This is a genomic window from Paraperlucidibaca sp. (genome assembly GCF_982810325.1).
Genome location: NZ_CEYEMI010000022.1, coordinates 1 through 16,068 on the forward strand (window position 1 = coordinate 1; position 16,068 = coordinate 16,068).

Annotated in this window: 14 protein-coding genes and 1 tRNA gene; 5 read left to right on the top strand and 10 right to left on the bottom strand. The window is 48.7% G+C overall.

Annotation, left to right across the window (positions count from 1 at the left end):
• Positions 1-65: 65 nt before the first annotated feature.
• The 4 genes from AC3DKE_RS08300 to AC3DKE_RS08315 are packed head-to-tail and all read right to left on the bottom strand — an operon-like array spanning position 66 to position 2,730.
• Positions 66-1,016 (bottom strand): HD domain-containing protein, encoded by a 951-nt coding sequence (locus tag AC3DKE_RS08300; RefSeq protein WP_487990422.1) that lies wholly within the window; start codon positions 1,014-1,016, stop codon positions 66-68.
• A 2-nt stretch (positions 1,017-1,018) separates the two neighbouring features.
• Positions 1,019-1,318 carry a hypothetical protein gene (locus AC3DKE_RS08305; RefSeq protein ID WP_411730257.1) on the bottom strand — a complete coding sequence of 100 codons (300 nt, stop codon included), beginning with the start codon at positions 1,316-1,318 and terminating at the stop codon, positions 1,019-1,021.
• Between the two features lie 10 nt (positions 1,319-1,328).
• Positions 1,329-2,510: an Arm DNA-binding domain-containing protein gene (locus tag AC3DKE_RS08310; RefSeq protein ID WP_116208090.1), complete on the bottom strand. Its 1,182-nt coding sequence runs from the start codon at positions 2,508-2,510 to the stop codon at positions 1,329-1,331.
• A complete protein-coding gene (locus tag AC3DKE_RS08315) occupies positions 2,503-2,730 on the bottom strand; it encodes a hypothetical protein (RefSeq protein WP_116208091.1) in 228 nt (75 codons plus the stop codon). Before AC3DKE_RS08315 ends, AC3DKE_RS08310 begins: the two co-directional genes overlap by 8 nt.
• Positions 2,731-2,873: 143 nt before the next feature.
• On the opposite strand from AC3DKE_RS08315, the gene AC3DKE_RS08320 reads away from it, so the two are divergent.
• Positions 2,874-3,098 carry a helix-turn-helix domain-containing protein gene (locus AC3DKE_RS08320; RefSeq protein ID WP_116208092.1) on the top strand — a complete coding sequence of 75 codons (225 nt, stop codon included), beginning with the start codon at positions 2,874-2,876 and terminating at the stop codon, positions 3,096-3,098.
• A 235-nt stretch (positions 3,099-3,333) separates the two neighbouring features.
• On the opposite strand, the gene AC3DKE_RS08325 is transcribed toward AC3DKE_RS08320, so the two are convergent.
• Positions 3,334-3,410, bottom strand: a tRNA-Val gene (locus tag AC3DKE_RS08325).
• A gap of 230 nt (positions 3,411-3,640) precedes the next feature.
• On the opposite strand from AC3DKE_RS08325, the gene AC3DKE_RS08330 reads away from it, so the two are divergent.
• On the top strand, positions 3,641-7,375 hold the full coding sequence (locus AC3DKE_RS08330) for a CHASE domain-containing protein (RefSeq protein ID WP_487990424.1): 3,735 nt from the start codon (positions 3,641-3,643) through the stop codon (positions 7,373-7,375).
• Here AC3DKE_RS08330 and AC3DKE_RS08335 read toward each other — a convergent pair.
• The 3 genes from AC3DKE_RS08335 to AC3DKE_RS08345 all read right to left on the bottom strand — a co-directional run bounded on the left by AC3DKE_RS08335 (position 7,363) and on the right by AC3DKE_RS08345 (position 12,413).
• Positions 7,363-8,586: a MalY/PatB family protein gene (locus tag AC3DKE_RS08335; RefSeq protein WP_484216981.1), complete on the bottom strand. Its 1,224-nt coding sequence runs from the start codon at positions 8,584-8,586 to the stop codon at positions 7,363-7,365. The genes AC3DKE_RS08330 and AC3DKE_RS08335 overlap by 13 nt on opposite strands.
• On the bottom strand, positions 8,583-10,706 hold the full coding sequence (gene ovoA / locus AC3DKE_RS08340; RefSeq protein ID WP_487990426.1) for a 5-histidylcysteine sulfoxide synthase: 2,124 nt from the start codon (positions 10,704-10,706) through the stop codon (positions 8,583-8,585). Before ovoA ends, AC3DKE_RS08335 begins: the two co-directional genes overlap by 4 nt.
• A 786-nt stretch (positions 10,707-11,492) precedes the next feature.
• On the bottom strand, positions 11,493-12,413 hold the full coding sequence (locus tag AC3DKE_RS08345; RefSeq protein ID WP_487990427.1) for a lysophospholipid acyltransferase family protein: 921 nt from the start codon (positions 12,411-12,413) through the stop codon (positions 11,493-11,495).
• A gap of 113 nt (positions 12,414-12,526) precedes the next feature.
• Here AC3DKE_RS08345 and AC3DKE_RS08350 point away from each other — a divergent pair, with 113 nt between their 5' ends.
• The 3 genes from AC3DKE_RS08350 (at position 12,527) to AC3DKE_RS08360 (ending at position 14,804) form a co-directional block, all read left to right on the top strand.
• A complete protein-coding gene (locus tag AC3DKE_RS08350; RefSeq protein WP_487990429.1) occupies positions 12,527-13,168 on the top strand; it encodes a MiaE family protein in 642 nt (213 codons plus the stop codon).
• Positions 13,165-14,085, top strand: coding sequence for a putative RNA methyltransferase (locus tag AC3DKE_RS08355; protein WP_411730251.1), 921 nt, complete (start codon positions 13,165-13,167; stop codon positions 14,083-14,085). The genes AC3DKE_RS08350 and AC3DKE_RS08355 overlap by 4 nt, the downstream gene beginning before the upstream one ends.
• A gap of 65 nt (positions 14,086-14,150) precedes the next feature.
• Positions 14,151-14,804, top strand: coding sequence for a hypothetical protein (locus AC3DKE_RS08360; protein WP_340674471.1), 654 nt, complete (start codon positions 14,151-14,153; stop codon positions 14,802-14,804).
• Here the strand turns inward: AC3DKE_RS08360 and AC3DKE_RS08365 are convergent.
• On the bottom strand, positions 14,801-15,556 hold the full coding sequence (locus AC3DKE_RS08365; RefSeq protein WP_487990431.1) for a UDP-2,3-diacylglucosamine diphosphatase: 756 nt from the start codon (positions 15,554-15,556) through the stop codon (positions 14,801-14,803). The genes AC3DKE_RS08360 and AC3DKE_RS08365 overlap by 4 nt on opposite strands.
• Before the next feature lie 3 nt (positions 15,557-15,559).
• Positions 15,560-16,060 carry a peptidylprolyl isomerase gene (locus AC3DKE_RS08370; RefSeq protein WP_340674469.1) on the bottom strand — a complete coding sequence of 167 codons (501 nt, stop codon included), beginning with the start codon at positions 16,058-16,060 and terminating at the stop codon, positions 15,560-15,562.
• Positions 16,061-16,068: the final 8 nt, after the last annotated feature.

Sequence of the window (16,068 nt, forward strand, 5' to 3'; positions counted from 1 at the left end):
TGATACGGACCTATTTCTATAGACACTAATTTAGGCGAAGGCGCTAGTCACACAATGTTGCCTGACTAGACACAGAAGCGGTTATAGAAGCCATCGTCATTGCTAGATTGTTGCGGGAGCAGCTTAATCAACTGCTCAAGCGATTGCTTTTGCTGGTACCCAGCTGATGCCTGATCAGCAAAGCGAATAAGCTCTTCGATCATCGACTGCTCTCTATAGTGCTTGGTAGAGGCAAATCGGCCTATCAAATGTGACATCACCATACCCTCAATACGCGCATCCGCTATTAACCGATTTATGTGTGGTGCTAAGAGGTGAACGGTCTGTATTTCGTGCTGGTACAACGAGGGGTTCATCGGGCGAGGATTTTTCTCGCCGACCGTATCGATTTTGCCTAGGTCATGTAGCAATGCTCCGACCTGGGTGAGTGCAATAAATAACTCAGACTCACCGAGCATTATCGCCCAACTTCCTGCTAGTTGAGCTACCTGCACGGAGTGCACAAGTAATCCGCCAGGGTACGCACTGTGATAGCTAGCACTGGCTCGGCAGCGGATGAATCGATGGCCAATGGTTGGATCCATCAATATGCCGGTCAGAAAGGCACGAAGTGGCTCATTGCTTAGCTCGTCAATGAAGTTAATAAGCCAGTCCAAGGCCTCTCTAGCGCGTACAGGAACCAATGGCAAAGGGAGCAGGGCAGCACCATTGCGCACATGGCTAGCTGAAACGACATACAGCTCGCTGAGCTTCAAAAAATGACACCCATTCAAGTGGGTTACTCGGCCATTTAGCTCAACTAAATGCTGTTCGCTTACATTGATGGTTTCAATGAAATCATAGAGCGATGCTTCAGGCCATACATAGGCTTTAATGGCTCCTGCGCTATCGACAAGCTTGAGCCTAAAGTAGCTATGCCCATTCTTCGCCAAGCATTGCTCAAGACCGACTAATCGTCCCTGAATGGAGATCGAGTCACCGACGTGATCGTGAAGCTGGGAGGTATTAATTAGCATGATCAAAGCCCTCCATGCTGATGCGAGGGAAGCCGGCTGAGCATGTACTGGAAGCGATCGCACATGATGTTGAAAACAGCTGAGGCTAATGGCTCATCAACCATGCGCATTTGCTCTTTGATGTATCGAGTCAGTGCTTCTTGATTGGTGAGTGATTGCTCGTAACCAAGCACAGCAGCAAGATCCAACAATGGGCTCACTGAGTAGGTGTTTAGCAGTGCCTGTGCCATTCGAAGCACAATGCGATTACTGCACTCTTTGCGATGTTGCAGACGAACTGCATCGAGGTTGATCACGTTCATAGTGGGCACCTTAGAGATTAGATACGGATGTGGTGATGAGTCGATCCATCGCACTGCCGTCGTTGCGTGTGAGATTAGGGACGAAGTTGCTGTATACGGAGAACAGCATCTTGGTGTTGCTATGACCGAGCTGATTAGCAATCCATTCTGGTGATTCACCGGAGGCGAGCATCAGCGTGGCAGCGGTATGGCGTGTGTCGTAAGGCCGACGGTAGGGGATGACTAGGTCTTCTAGCATCGGCTTCCAGATCCGATTGCAGAAGTTCTTATCATCGACTGGTAGGCCGTTTCTATTACAGAACACTAAGCCGTCACGCCCGTAATGGCCGGTGATCTTAAATTGTCGTTGTAGAGCTTCACGCACTTTGCTGGACATGCGGATGTCACGCTGTGATGGGTCGTTTTTGGTGTATTCAAACCCGGACTTTCCGTGTGTCTCACGAACGGCAATGAAGCCCCGGTCAAAGTCGACACACTTCCAGCGTAGCCCATGGACTTCACCCGTTCGCATGCCGGTAAAGAACTTGATGATCAAGTAGTCTCGGAAGTCCGCTCGTACATCCTCAAGGATGCGACTCACCTCATCGAGCGTGAATGGTGTGATGTGCCGCTTCTCTTCTTTGAGCTTCTTGATGCGCTCGTAAGGGTTTGGAATCTTGTAGCGAGCACAAGCTTCCTCAATCACCGCTTTGACTAGCGTCATCATGCGGTTGATCGAGCCGGTTTGAAGCGCAATCCCGCCTGGGGTGCGATACCGCACTCGCGAGTTACGAAAATCCACGAGGTCATCACGAGTGATGGCATCAACTGGCAGGCCACCCAGGAAAGGGATGATGTGCTTTTCGAAAAGGCTAAAAATCGTATTTCGATAATTAGCACGCCATTCGACCTCATGCTCGGCAAGCCAAGATCTAACCATGCGCTCGAATGTTGGAAGCTCTTCTCCAAGGCGGCCCTGATCAGAACGCTTCTGCTCTAGCAGAATTGTTTTCAGAAACGAACTCGTTGGAAAGTAGGCGGCGTAATCAAAGCGGCCATTACCAATTTCGATTTCGATCTTTCCCATGACAGCTTCTAATCGTTTGCGATTAGGAGCTGTGTTTGGCAGAGCAGTCACCTCGCGGCAACGCTTCCCAAGGTAGCGGAAATCAAAATACAGCTTGCCGCTTGGCTGCACGCGAATGTTACCCATGGCAGATTCCTCCTGATGCGAGAGGAATGCTCATTTGGTCTACATTCATCTCTTCTTGAATGCGCTCCCAAATAAACAGCATTTTTTTTCCGCCAAAAGGGCGTGTGTAATGCACGCCTTCATGTAGCTTGTAATCCACAAGATGGCGACGAATGTAGCGCGCTGAGTAGCGGATTTTTTTCGCTAGCTCTTCGGTGGTCAAAAACGTTAGGTCTTGCATATCTGTACCCTCTGGTTGATCATCAACTGAGTGGAGAAAGTGCTATTGATTTAGCAAAATTTCACTCTAAGTTGAATTTAACTGAACCAATTAGACTCTGCAAGTATTTTTTTCATCCTAAGTGTAATTATTTGGATTTATCTATGATTCGTTGTCATCTAGGGCGCTTAATGGGCGAGCGTAAAATGAACATTGCTGATGTGATGCGAGAGACAGGCATCAAACGCACAATGCTGACGCTGATGTACAAAGATGAAGTGCAACGACTGGATATGGATGCGCTAGATAAGCTTTGCCGTCTATTTGCGTGCGAAGTTAAAGATCTACTCGAGTTCGACTCAAGTGCACCTCAAAAAGAAGCTGAATGATTTTCACGCGCTTTAGCTGCAGAACAGACATTTTAGGGTAGGGGTCAAAGTTGGTCATCTTCTGACCAACGAAGTTGAGGAAGTTGATCAACTCCCTCAAGATAATCAGAAATAATGGTCAAGATCTGGTCCAGATTTGGTCCAGATGGCTTTTAAGGCTGCGTGGCCTGCAGATTTTTCAAACCCCAGAAAGCACAAAACCCGCTAGGCGCAAGGCTTAGCGGGTTTCGGTATTTGGTAGACACTAGCAGACTCGAACTGCTGACCCCTACCATGTCAAGGTAGTGCTCTAACCAACTGAGCTAAGCGTCTAATGTGGCGCGCATGATACCCAAGGTGGAGGTTTCTGACAACACATCTGATAGGGGATTGGCGAAAATTTCGGCAAATGGTGTAACGTGAGAAATAGTTAGACAAAAGTTAACCGAATAAAACGAAATTATTTGCTGCGCTTACAACTTGGTAGTTGCAAGCGCAGCATGCTTACAGCCATTCTCGGTTAGATATGCTCATTCGAGTTTAAAGCCACCGTTGGTGTAATTATGATTCAGTTTCTGACAGGTCGGAATCACATAGCGTTGTCGCTTGCCAAGGTCAACCCGTTGCTCTCCGCAACGCTGTTGTTGCTCATCAGCTTTTTACTAGCAGTAATGACCGGTCAGAAAGTTTTAGAGTCAAACATCGAGCTTAGTCAGTCGCGCTTAACCGACTCATCGCAGCAGTTTAAAACCTTGCTGAAAGAACGTTTAGAGATTTACGAGCGAGGTCTCATTGGGTTTCGCGGCGCCATGCATGCCTCTGGTGGTAATATTTATAATCGAAGAGAGTTTCAAGGCTATGTGCAAGAGCTAGATATGCATCGCACATTTCCTGGAGCGCATGGGTTTGGATTTGTCAGGAGAGTTCCAAAAGAAAGTGAGAAAAACTTCATTTCAAGCTTTACCCAGGAGTGGGACACTGAGTATGAAATAAATCAAATATCTGAGCATGATGATGATAAATGGATTATTGAGAGGTTAGAACCGCTAGAAGGTAATGAGAAAGCGATTGGCTTAGATATAGCATCGGAATATCGCAGATACGAAGCAATTAGAACTGCAATTGAAACTAATAAGCCTGCGCTAACGCCACCAATCACTCTGCAGCAAGCAAAAGACAAACCTAATATGGGTTTTTTGCTCGTTATGCCAATTCGCTCGAGTAAAAAGCCATTAGATATTATTGGGCTTACCTATTTGCCACTTTTGATAGATGAGGTTTTGTCTGGTTATGTTATGAGCAGCGGTGAGTTTATTGTTAGGTTATCTGATATATCTAGGAATAAAGATGCTAAGTATTTTTATACAAATGAATCTGCTGATGACAAGGTGGCTGACGATTTATATCAGGTTATGGATGTTAATGTTTATGGCAGGCAGTGGCGAATTGAGTTAAATGCGACAGAATTATTTGTTAAACGTTTAGGTCTTGCATCTCCGATTAGTTCTGGCGTACGAGTTTTTACAGTTGGAATACTAGCGACACTGCTGCTATATATTTCACTTTTATATATTCGTCGACAAGCTTATGCACTTAATCAAAGAACTCATGAGTTGGATCGAGCAAGGCGTGACTTGCAAACAGTTTTTGATGCGGTTCCATCTATAATAGGATATTGGGATTGTGATTTGCGCAATCGCATGGCTAATAGGTCTTATCTAGCATGGTTCGGCCATGATCCAGAGGTAATGACTGGCATGCAAATGCATAAAGTTATTGGTGATGAGCTATATAAAAAAAATGAGCATTATATAATCGGTGTGTTACAAGGTGAAGCTCAATCATTTGAGTCACGTTTCAAAGACCCTAATGGTCGATCTATTGCATCATCAGTCAACTATATTCCGGACTTTGTCGACGGTGAACAAAAAGGATTTTATGTTATTGGTCATGATATAACGGACTTTAAAGATAGTCAGCATAGATTAGAGCAGGTTTTACGTGAAAACGAAGTTTTGCTAAGCACTTTAAATCAACAGCTTTTATATTCAGTTACAGACTCTAAGGGTGTAATTATTGAGGTTAACGATAATTTTTGTGGAATTAGCGGTTATTTACGTGAAGAGTTAATTGGTAATACGCATAAGATAATTAACTCTGGAGAACATGATAGAAAGTTTTGGCAAGATGTTTGGCGTAACATAGCGCAAGGTCACGCATGGCATGGAGAAGTGTGCAATCGTTCTAAGAGTGGTGATTTATATTGGGTAGATACAGTTATAGCGCCATTTATTGGTACTGATGGTAAGGTCGAGCGCTATGTGTCTATGCGTACAGACGTGACTGCACGCCATCTACTTGATATTAACCTGCGTGATGCAAAGTTAGCCGCTGAGGATGCTAATCAAGCAAAAAGTGAATTTCTTGCTAATATGAGCCATGAAATAAGAACGCCAATGAACGGAATTTTAGGCTTTGGCTATTTACTTGAGCGCCAAACAATGTCTCCTGCAGCTTTAAGCATGGTGCAAAAAATTCAAAGCGCGAGTCAATCACTGCTGGGTATTATTGATGATATTTTAGACTTCTCTAAAATTGAGGCCGGCCATTTATCATTAGATGAGTCACCTTTTGATTTATGCGAGGTGATTGATCAATTGGCGAGCTTAATGTCTGGCTCGGTTTCAGATAAGTCAATCGACCTGATTATAGATTCGCCACCAAACAACACGAGATATTTAATTGGAGATATGGTTCGCCTAACTCAAATTTTAAGAAATCTGGTTAGCAATGCTCTCAAATTTACTTACTTAGGTGAAGTTTCTGTTGCGATTGATGTGGTGTCGAAAAGCACTGTAGATAACTCTGTAGTTTTAAAGTTCATAATCAAAGATACTGGAATAGGTATTAGTTCTGATAAACTTGAAAACATTTTTAACTCCTTTAGTCAAGGTGATACTACAATTACTCGTCGATTCGGAGGTACTGGCCTGGGACTAACTATTAGTCAAAGTTTGGCCATGCTAATGGGAGGAAATATCTCTGTTTCCAGTATTGAGGGAGGCGGCAGTGAGTTTATTTTGACTGTGCCATTCCTCCTTGACACTGAGAGCATGTTTACGAAAAATAAAGACTTGAGTTTAAGAGCACTTTTTGGCTGTGATGAGCGTAGCGGCGAGAACTTTACAAAAATGGCAGCCAGTTTAGGCTGGCAAGCTGATGTTGTTACAAGTGCAGCCGCTATGCTGCAGGCCGTTCAAGATAATGCTAATTACGATATTGTTTTAGCCGACTGGCAACTGCCAGATGATAATGGTTTAAATGCTTTAACAAAAATGCTAAAACTTGCAAAAAATGTAAACCCGCCTGTTACTTTGGTAACTGTGAAGCCGCAATCCACTGATACTCTGCATATGCATGATGCTAGTGAAAAGGTTGATTCAATTATTATTAAACCTATTACTTGCTCTGCTTTGCAAAATGCAGTTTTAAATGTACTTAATTACCGTGCTCATCCAGAGCTTGGGCTGACTCATTTAGGCGAGAAGCTGTCTGGTATTCGTATTTTATTGGCAGATGATAGCCAGCTTAACTTAGAAGTGGCTGAGCATATTCTACGTAATGAGAGTGCATTAGTGACTACAGTGAACAATGGCCAGATGGCTGTTGATTTACTTGAGCAGCGGGCTAGTGATTTTGATATTGTTTTAATGGATATTCAAATGCCCGTAATGGATGGTTTTACGGCGACACGCATCATTCGCGAGAAATTAAGTATTTGTGAGCTACCTATTATTGCTTTAACCGCAGGCGCTCTGAGTACGCAAAAGCAGCTTGCGCTTGATGCCGGTATGAATGACTTTGTTACCAAGCCTTTTGTGGTCGATGATTTAGTCGCTATCGTGAAAAGAGTGGCCGCAAAAAGCCTAGTAGTAACATCCACTCAGGTACTTACAGGGAGTGCCGCTACTGTTATTTCAGCGCAAGAGCTGGAAGCCGGCGATGAGTGGCAAGAGATTATGGGGCGCTTTCGTTCCCGCTTCTTTGAAGAGCGCGTGCCGGCATTCCGCGACGCCTATAGTGCGCTTATCGATAATAGCGAAGGCGATTGGCAAGATGACTTAAAGTTTCTGATACATAAGCTTGCTGGTGAGGCCGGCTTTGTTGGCTTCACCGAGATTAGTGAGTTGTCGAAACGTATTGAGCAATGTTGGGACTTAAACGGCCTGAATGATGAGGTGCGCGAGTTGCTGCAAGAGCTATCATTCAACCTAGATAATGCGGCTCAGCTAGGTTGAGTAAAGCTCTCGATTAGGCGCTCGATGGCTTCTGAAACTATGCGCCGAGGTGCGGCCAAATTTACTCGCATAAAGCCGCGACCAGCCTCGCCAAAAAATACGCCGGCGCTTAAGCCCAGCTTGGCTTTTTCGACAAAGTGCCTCTGTAGTGCTTGATCATCTAGGCCTGTGTGGCGGCAATCTAACCACAGTAAGTAGGTACCTTCTGCAGCAATGCCCTGAGGTGCCTGTGGGTGCTCGGCGAGTCGCGCTACGACTTCATCGTGAGTGATTTTGACATAGTTAAGCAAGGCGGCGAGCCAGTCGTGGCCATGCCCGTAGGCGGCTTCGGTGGCTACCATCGACAAAGGGTTATTCACATGGATGGCGAGCTTGGCGTATTGCGCCTTAATGGCTTCTCGCTGAGCGATTTCTGGTGCCACTAACCAAGCCAGACCAAGGCCAGGCATATTAAAGGTTTTGCTTGGCGCCATTGCGGTTATTACACGCTTTTTTGCACCTGGTAGTGTCGCAAGTACGGTGTGTGGCACAAACGTGAGGTCGGCGTGGATCTCATCGGAAATGATGATGAGGTCGTGGCGCTCGGCAACATCGAGTAGTCGCGCTAATTCGCTGCGTGTCCAAACACGGCCAACGGGGTTGTGCGGCGAGCAAAACAGCAGCATTTTTGCTTTTTTCGCGCACAGCTCAAGGCCATCCCAGTCGATTTCGTAATGCAAAGTTTGTGCGGGTGCGTTGAGGCATTCGGCGCCTTTATCGACGCTCTGACTTTGATCACGATGCGTGATGAGCAGAGGATTAAGAATGAGCTCGCGCTGATTATCGCTGACGGCTTTAAACAGCGGTGGATATACTGGAGGCATGACGATGATGCCATCGCCAGCTTTCGTGAGCGCATTCACCGCAGCGTAAAGCACGGGCACTACGCCGGGCGAGAGCAGTATTTCATCTTGGTTTGGGTGCCAGTCGTAGCGCTCGGCTACCCAGCGCTGCAGATTACTGAGTAAGTGCTCGGGCACCATGCTGTAGCCGTAAATCGGGTGCATGGCGCGCTTTTGGATGGCCTCGCTAACGCAGGCTGGCGCGGCAAAATCCATGTCGGCTACCCAGAGCGGAGTTATGTCATCGCTACCAAATAGCCGTTTACGTGCATCGTATTTTTCGCTGCCAGTGCCGCTTCGATCTAACTCTTCGTCGAAATTGAAACTCATCGCACACGTACCCAAAAGCTCGCCTCACTGACACTGTGCTGAAATTTCCGGCGTGTTTCGCGAATCACAAAAGGCACATCCATAGGCTCGCGCAGCGGTTCAAAATGCGCGCTTAAATGATCATGCAGCGCATCGAAGGTGGTGTAGGTTTCGCCATCTTTCTTGAAACCACCTAGCCAATCTTCGCGCGGCGTATGTTCTGCGAGCCATGTGTAGGGCGAGGTAATCATCAGCACGCCGCCGATATTTAAGCGCTCATGCACCTGCGCAATAAACTGTGCGGGGTCATAAAGCCGGTCGATCAAGTTGGCTGCCAATATGAAGTCATAGCCAGTGAAATTAGGCTTTAAGTTGCAGGCGTCGCCTTGGCTAAAGCGGACTTTATTTGCCGACTCGCTCAGACCTAACTCATCTAGCGTGCGAGTTTTATAGCTGATCAATTCACCTTCATCGACCAAGGTGTAGCGTACGCTGCCGCTAGTGGCGAGATTGGCAGCGAGATCGATAAAGCGGGCCGAGAAGTCGATGCCGCTTACCTGGTCAAAGGCGCGGGCGAGCTCAAAGCTTGAGCGCCCAGTGGCGCAGCCAAGATCTAGTGCGCTGCGCATTGGGCGGCCAGCACAGGCCTCAATGGCGATATCTGCTAATGCTTTAGGGAAGTTATCGACCCCGAAAAATGTATCGCCGTAATGAAACTCGGCGTATTCGGCGAGTTGGCGGTCGGTTTCATAATATTGCGGGGTCACGGTGGGCTCCTGTGAGCTCTGCACATAGCGAAAGCCGGCGTGCTGGAAAAAGTGGCGGCGGAAAGCGTAGCGCGCGCTGCGGCGAGATTCATTGCCGCAGGATATCCATGAGCCACCCATCATTAGGTTGTGGCGATCATCGAAGGTAGGCGTGGTGAAGTCGTCGTAAATGGCGTGAACATCGAAGCCAGGAAAAGGATAGGTCGGGGTTTGCGTCCACTGCCAAACATTGCCCGAAACATCGTAAAAGTCGCCGTGAGCAAACTGGTTAATTGGGCACGAAGAGGCGAAGTGATCGAGATGAATATTGGCATTGGCCGCCGTGCGCGCCGGTGTTTCTTTACGCCCGCAAGCATCGGCTAAGCGATGCCATTGATCTTCGGTCGGCAGGCTAATGCACTGGCCAGTACTTGCGCTTAGCCATCGGCAAAATGCTTCAGCTTCTAAGCAGTTGACCTCAACTGGCCAATCCCACGGCATGGCAACCTCTTCAGTCATCAAGCGTAGGCGATAGCCGTGTGAGTCTTTACGCCAGAAAGTTGCTTGTGTGGCACCGCTGAATTCGCGCCAATGCCAACCTTCATCGCTCCAATAGTCTTTGTTGAGATAGCCGTCCGCCTCTACAAAGACCAAATACTCTTGGTTGCTGACTAAAAATTCGCTGGCCTCAAACGCCTCGACTGCCGCTTTATGATGACCGTATTCGTTATCCCAACCGTAGTAATGATCACTTCGAGTTTTGCCTAGCTCTACAGTGCCAGCGCTAACGGTTAATAAGCGGTTGTTCGGCGCGACGCCGTGTTGACGGCAAGGAGCCCAAGCCGTTTGCGGGCGTACCAAATGCAAATCATGTTGGCGTATGAGTACCGACGAGGTTTCTAAGTGAATTCGTTCGTGTTCAACGCCCATGATAATTGCCCACCACGGGTGATCCCAAGTGATAGGGCCGGTGAGCGGCATGGTGTCGATGACGTGCAGCACTGCTTTGCGAACTTGGCGGCGATATTCAGCTACTTCAGCAACTGTCGGCCAGTTGTAATGGGCGTCGTCTAAGTCATCCCAACTCATTTCATCGACGCCAACGGCAAACAGCGACTCAAAGTGGGCATTAACGCGTGTGTCAATTAACCGCGCCAACAAAAACTTATTAATGAAAAATGTGGCGGTATGGCCGAAGTAGAAAATGAGCGGATGGCGCAGGCTAATGGACTTGCGGTAATAGGCCTCATCGCAAGCTAGCGTGTCGAACAGGCGCTCATACAGCGTAAAAGTGCTATCGAAATAAAAACGTATCTGCTCGCGCAATGACGCTAAGTCGGGGTTATCCAGGGCGGGTGTACGCGCACAAAGATGAGAAAAAGTTCCGGCGCTCATGCGATAGGTCCTTAGCAATTTTGAAGCAGACTAGCAGCTGAAAAGCCACAAGTGTCCTCTACAAGGCTAAGGTTAACGCAAGAGTGTGAGCGACTCTTAGCTTTTTGTGCTGCTCGAGTCTGCATTAGGTCCGAGGTCGGGTTTATTCATAATCAACGCCCAGACGCTAATCATTAGTAAAACTAGGGTGAGGGCAGAGGCTAGGCTATTCATGATATGTGCTCGCTATACTGTGTATATGGACAGTATAGCGAGTCAGTTGGTGGTAACAAGGGGGTTTTCGGTTACTGGTCGGATGATCAGTGGTATGGCTAGGTGGTTAATGCGGGCTCCTATTACTTATGTGGGTTCGTTAAAACGTTTGCCTTCAATCGGCTCCGCGATTAATGCCCAAATATTAAACAGCAGCAGTGTTGCTAGGCTTAACCCGGTCAAAACAGTCATGTGATGCTCCCTGCTCTGTGGCGACACACTGACTCTTACATGAAGGCTTGCACTTGGCCAAAAACAAATCGTGCTATGGGCGCCTGTAGATTCGTCGAGAGAAAGCACTGCTTAAGCATCAGCCGCTTGCCTTTGCCTGCTGGCGTGACTCAAATTTGATAGATGCTTTGGCTATATGAGCGCGTATTGCCTTAGCGATAACACATAAAAAAGCCCTGACTATGCAGGGCTAAGTGCTTGCTAAATCGATAGATAGTTGCGACTACTAAGTCCACCTAAGTGGTCAGTAACAAGCCTTACCGTTGGTCAGCCGACTAAGACGTTTGACTTGAGGCTTATCGCTCACGAGCGATAAAAATCACCTACATGTTCATTTTTCTTAAAGCGCTTATAGGTCCACTGATACTGCTCTGGAGCAATCGCGACTAAGGTTTCCATGGAACGATTCATGGCTGCAGCCGCGTTGGCAAGGTCGTCGTCATGCACGGCAGGGTCGGCGGGCAAGATATAGAGGTCAAAGCCATGGCCATCATTGCGGCGGATGCAGCCCATCACAATAACGCGGCATTTTGTGCGCTGAATCAACTTTGGCACCATCACGCCAGTCCAAGTTGAGGTGCCGAAAAATGGCGCGAAGATCCCGCCATTATCGTTAGGTGTGTGGTCCGGCAAAATCGCCGTGAAACCACCTTTGCGTAACGCCTTAAAGGTGGCGCGCACACCGCTGTCGTCAGTGGGCACAATATTAGCGCGTAAGCGACTGCGCGCCTCCCAAACTAAAGCATCTACCCCTGGCTGTTTGCCCGGCTTGTACATGATGGTTGGAGCCGTGTGTTCATTGACCCAAGCGTTCATAAATTCCCATGTGCCCCAGTGCGGCACGATGCACATCACGCCATCGCCGGAGTTTATTGACTCCAAAAAAAGTTCGCGGCCATGCACATCGCGGATTTGCTTATAGCTGTACTCCGGTGGCATGCCCCAGGTTTTGGCAAACTCCAACGCAGTCATGGCAGTGCTGACAATACTGGCTTTAGTTGTGTGCTGGTGCCATTGCCGGCTTTGCTTGGGATGCGCGCGTTCGAGATTGCGTAAGACCGTGCGGTAAACGCCGGTGTGCGGAAAGGCGGCGACAAATTGGCCAATCAGCTGCCCTATGCGTTGCAGCATTGGCAAGGGCAGCTTCGCCAGCCATTTTAATGCAACCATCGATATACGATCTTTGAAGTCTAGATCTGGGGGCGCTAGCGGTGGGGTATTCATATTGCGGCTACTAAATAAAAGTGGCGCCAAGCATAGACGATGATTTGCCGTGCTCCAAGATAGTGCCGCTTTCGCTATACTGCAGGCCACTTGATTTTGATGATAGCTAGCTCATGAGTTCTGATTTTCTTCAGCCCGTACGTGATTTTCTCGGCGCGGCCACTACCGATGCCTGGGTGCAGGCTGCCGTAGCCGATCTACCGACACTGCTGCAAGACCATGCTAATTGTGAAAAAAAGGCCGCAAGCACGGCGCTGAATATGCTGTTTCGCTACAACGATCGCGAGCAGTTACAAACCGAGCTGACGCAATTGGCGCGCGAAGAGCTACTGCACTATGAGCAAGTGCGCGAGCTCATGGCTAAGCGTGGCATCAGCTATCGACCATTGTCAGCGAGCCGCTATGCCAACGGTATGCGCCAGCATGTGCGCACTTACGAGCCTGCGCATTTGGTCGACCTAATGATTATTGGAGCTTTTGTCGAAGCGCGCTCTTGCGAGCGTTTTGCGGCAGTAGCGGAGTATCTCGACGATGAGCTTAAGCGCTTCTATACCTTTTTGTTGCGCTCTGAGGCGCGGCATTTCACTCATTATTTAGGCTTGGCGCAATGCTATAGCAGTGAGCCTATCGCTGAGCGCGTGGCATTTTTCCGCGAAGTGGAGGCTGAATTGATTTCTACGCCCGATGTTGAGATGCGCTTTCACAGTGGCGTGCCGCAAATTCAAGTGCAATCTCAAACGCGAGCACAAGCATGACGCCGTGGCGCTGCCCGCTCTGCGCAGCAGCATCAATAAGGGCAGCGAACACAGTGCCTGATGCTGCCATTGGCGAGCAAGACTCTGAGCCGTTAGAGGTCACTGAGTCGACTCATGAGCTGCGTTTGGAAAGCACTTCGCCGACTAGTAAAAGTTATCGTTGTGAGGCTGGGCATTGCTTTGATATTGCGCGTGAGGGCTATGTCAATTTACTGCCAGTGCAGCAGAAAAAATCACTATCGCCCGGCGATACCATAGAAAGTCTCCAGGCTCGGCGGCGCTTTTTAGATGGCGGATTTTATCAGCCGCTGCGTGATGCCCTGACTGAAGTCATTACGCCGTGCCAAACACTAATTGATCTCGGCTGTGGTGAGGGCTATTACACCGCAGCATTAAACGATGTTGCCTGTGAAGTTATCGCGCTCGATATTGCTAAACCGGCGATACGCATGGCGGCGAAAACGTATCCGGCGCTGCGCTGTGCGGTGGCAAGTGTCGCCGCCGTGCCGCTAGCCGATGCCAGTGCCGATGCCATCACCAGTATTTTCGCGCCAGTCCCGCTTGCGGAGATGCTACGTTTGCTGAGGCCGGGCGGGCAGGTGGTCGTTGTCACGCCAGCGCCTGCGCATTTATTTAGCTATCGCCAAGCCTTGTTTGAGCAAGTTCATGACCATGAGCCAAGCAAGTTTGCTGAGGCCGCGAGTGAGCACTTTCAGGTCGTGTTGCAGAAGGAAGTGCGCTACGACATCAGCCTTGATCAAGCCGCTATCAATGACTTGTTGTTGATGACGCCTTACGCATGGAAAGCTAACCCTGTGCGCCTGAGTGCGGTTGCGCAGTTGCAAAGTTTACACACAGAGGCCGCTTTTAGCGTGTTAGTGTTGAGCAAACCAATGTTGGATTTAGGCGGCGCGTGAGCTATTGGCGCTAGATTTATCGCCGCTATGGCGGTTATGGATGACGAATGAATGGGGCGTAAACGGTGAAGATGGGTAAAAAAATCAGTTACGCTGAATTCGGCCACAATTTTATTCATCAAGTGGTCACGGCACGGCGTATTGGTACCGAAATTGAGGCAGCGTTGGAGTCGACCATGGCTGGCTCCATTCGCAAGCTGCCCGCTGAGCTTTTTGTTGTTTCCTATGTTTTTGAATTAAAAGATATTCGTGTAGACCCAGATCTTGAGAAGTTGCCAGAAATCAGCTTTTTGCTAGCGATTCAGGGCAATCTAAAGCTTGATGTTGAGATTTTCGGCTTGAGTTTGCGCTATGCGCTCGATGTCACCATTACGGTTAATATTGATGTTGAAACTTATGAGCCAGTGCTGCTGCGTATGGTGCCGCATTTGGTCACCAGCAAAAGTGTCAGCATTGTACTCGTTGGTGAGAACCCACCCAGCGAAGTGCTGGATAAAATGAAATTAGTACATCCTGTAGTGCGCGATCAAATCGTCAAAGAAGTGAATGCACGCATTCAAGATGAAGCGATTCAGTCGCTATGCACGATCGATGTATTGGCAGTTGTAGAGACAGCACGTGGGCCTGCGGGTAAGCCCGAAGGCGATATTTTCCCGATGCAAGACCCTGCTGAAGATGTCCATAATTTGTTGGACTTGCGGCCGCCAAAAGGCGTTTAAAAGCGAAAGTCTTCTAAATGAATACCACTGTCGTTAGCCCAGGCAATCACGGCTTGGCCTTCAGCTTCGCGCCAATCGCCTAAGACAAAACGTGTCGCTTCCCGGCCATCGGCTAGTAAGTGGGCATGTTGTTGCGGGCGGTGCGTATGGCCATGCACAAGTGTCAGCACATTTGCTTCCGTGAGCACGCGCACGACTTCATCTGCATTCACATCCATGATGTTTTCGGGCTTATTGCTGTTGGCCGCTTGGCTTTGCATACGCCAAAACTCAGCTAATTGCATGCGCTGGTCCAACGGCTGCGAAAGTATGCCTTGCTGCCATGCCTCGCTGCGCGCTTGCGCCCGAAACGCCATGTAAGCGCTGTCATCTAAGCAGAGTTGGTCGCCGTGCATGAGCAGCACAGGCGTGCCATGCAGGTCGATGACCTCGTGTTCAGCCATTAGTCGGCCACCGACACGTGCGCTAAATGCTTCGCTGCCAGCAGGGCCAGCATCCATTAAGAAGTCGCGGTTGCCGTGGCAAAATAACAACTCCACGCCACGTGCGGTAAGACGCTTAAAGGCAACCTCTATTGCGCTCAGTGTGGGCGAGGCAAAATCATCGCCTACCCACACTTCAAATAAGTCGCCAAGCACGATGACTCGATGGCAGTTAGCCGGCAGCGTATCAAGCAAATGCATAAAGCCTGCGTTGACGCGCGTAAGGTCGGCACTGATGTGCACATCGGAGACCAGCAGTGTTTGGCTCATGGCTTATTCAGCGATGATTTCAGCAGACTCGATCACCACGCCATCGCGCGGTACGTCTTGGTGGCCACCGGCATTGCCTGTGGGCACGCCTTTGATTTTATTAACCACTTCCATGCCTTCGGAAACTTTACCAAACACGGCGTAGCCCCAACCTTGTGGGTTTTTGCCGCTGTGGTTTAAGAAACCGTTGTTACCAACGTTGATGAAAAACTGTGCCGACGCTGAGTGTGGATCCATGGTGCGTGCCATGGCGACAGTGCCGATCTCGTTGGTGAGGCCGTTGTCGGCTTCGTTTTGAATCGGTGCATTGGTAGGCTTTTGCTTCATCTTGTCATCGAAACCACCGCCTTGGACCATGAAACCGTCGATGACGCGATGGAAAATCGTGCCGTTGTAGTGACCACTTTTTACGTATTCAGCAAAATTAGCCACAGTTTTTGGGGCTTTTTCGGCATTGAGTTCTAAGACAATACGGCCGTAGTTCGTGTTAAGCGCAACCTTCATGCGAGTGC

Excerpts from the sequence above, each read along its gene's own strand:
- AC3DKE_RS08355 (WP_411730251.1), top strand. The coding sequence starts at position 13,165 with ATGACGCCGTGGCGCTGCCCGCTCTGCGCAGCAGCATCAATAAGGGCA.
- AC3DKE_RS08310 (WP_116208090.1), bottom strand. The coding sequence starts at position 2,510 with ATGGGTAACATTCGCGTGCAGCCAAGCGGCAAGCTGTATTTTGATTTC.
- AC3DKE_RS08300 (WP_487990422.1), bottom strand. The coding sequence starts at position 1,016 with ATGCTAATTAATACCTCCCAGCTTCACGATCACGTCGGTGACTCGATC.
- AC3DKE_RS08330 (WP_487990424.1), top strand. The coding sequence starts at position 3,641 with ATGATTCAGTTTCTGACAGGTCGGAATCACATAGCGTTGTCGCTTGCC.
- AC3DKE_RS08335 (WP_484216981.1), bottom strand. The coding sequence starts at position 8,586 with ATGAGTTTCAATTTCGACGAAGAGTTAGATCGAAGCGGCACTGGCAGC.
- AC3DKE_RS08370 (WP_340674469.1), bottom strand. The coding sequence starts at position 16,060 with ATGAAGGTTGCGCTTAACACGAACTACGGCCGTATTGTCTTAGAACTC.
- AC3DKE_RS08350 (WP_487990429.1), top strand. The coding sequence starts at position 12,527 with ATGAGTTCTGATTTTCTTCAGCCCGTACGTGATTTTCTCGGCGCGGCC.
- AC3DKE_RS08305 (WP_411730257.1), bottom strand. The coding sequence starts at position 1,318 with ATGAACGTGATCAACCTCGATGCAGTTCGTCTGCAACATCGCAAAGAG.
- AC3DKE_RS08320 (WP_116208092.1), top strand. The coding sequence starts at position 2,874 with ATGATTCGTTGTCATCTAGGGCGCTTAATGGGCGAGCGTAAAATGAAC.
- AC3DKE_RS08365 (WP_487990431.1), bottom strand. The coding sequence starts at position 15,556 with ATGAGCCAAACACTGCTGGTCTCCGATGTGCACATCAGTGCCGACCTT.
- ovoA (WP_487990426.1), bottom strand. The coding sequence starts at position 10,706 with ATGAGCGCCGGAACTTTTTCTCATCTTTGTGCGCGTACACCCGCCCTG.
- AC3DKE_RS08345 (WP_487990427.1), bottom strand. The coding sequence starts at position 12,413 with ATGAATACCCCACCGCTAGCGCCCCCAGATCTAGACTTCAAAGATCGT.
- AC3DKE_RS08315 (WP_116208091.1), bottom strand. The coding sequence starts at position 2,730 with ATGCAAGACCTAACGTTTTTGACCACCGAAGAGCTAGCGAAAAAAATC.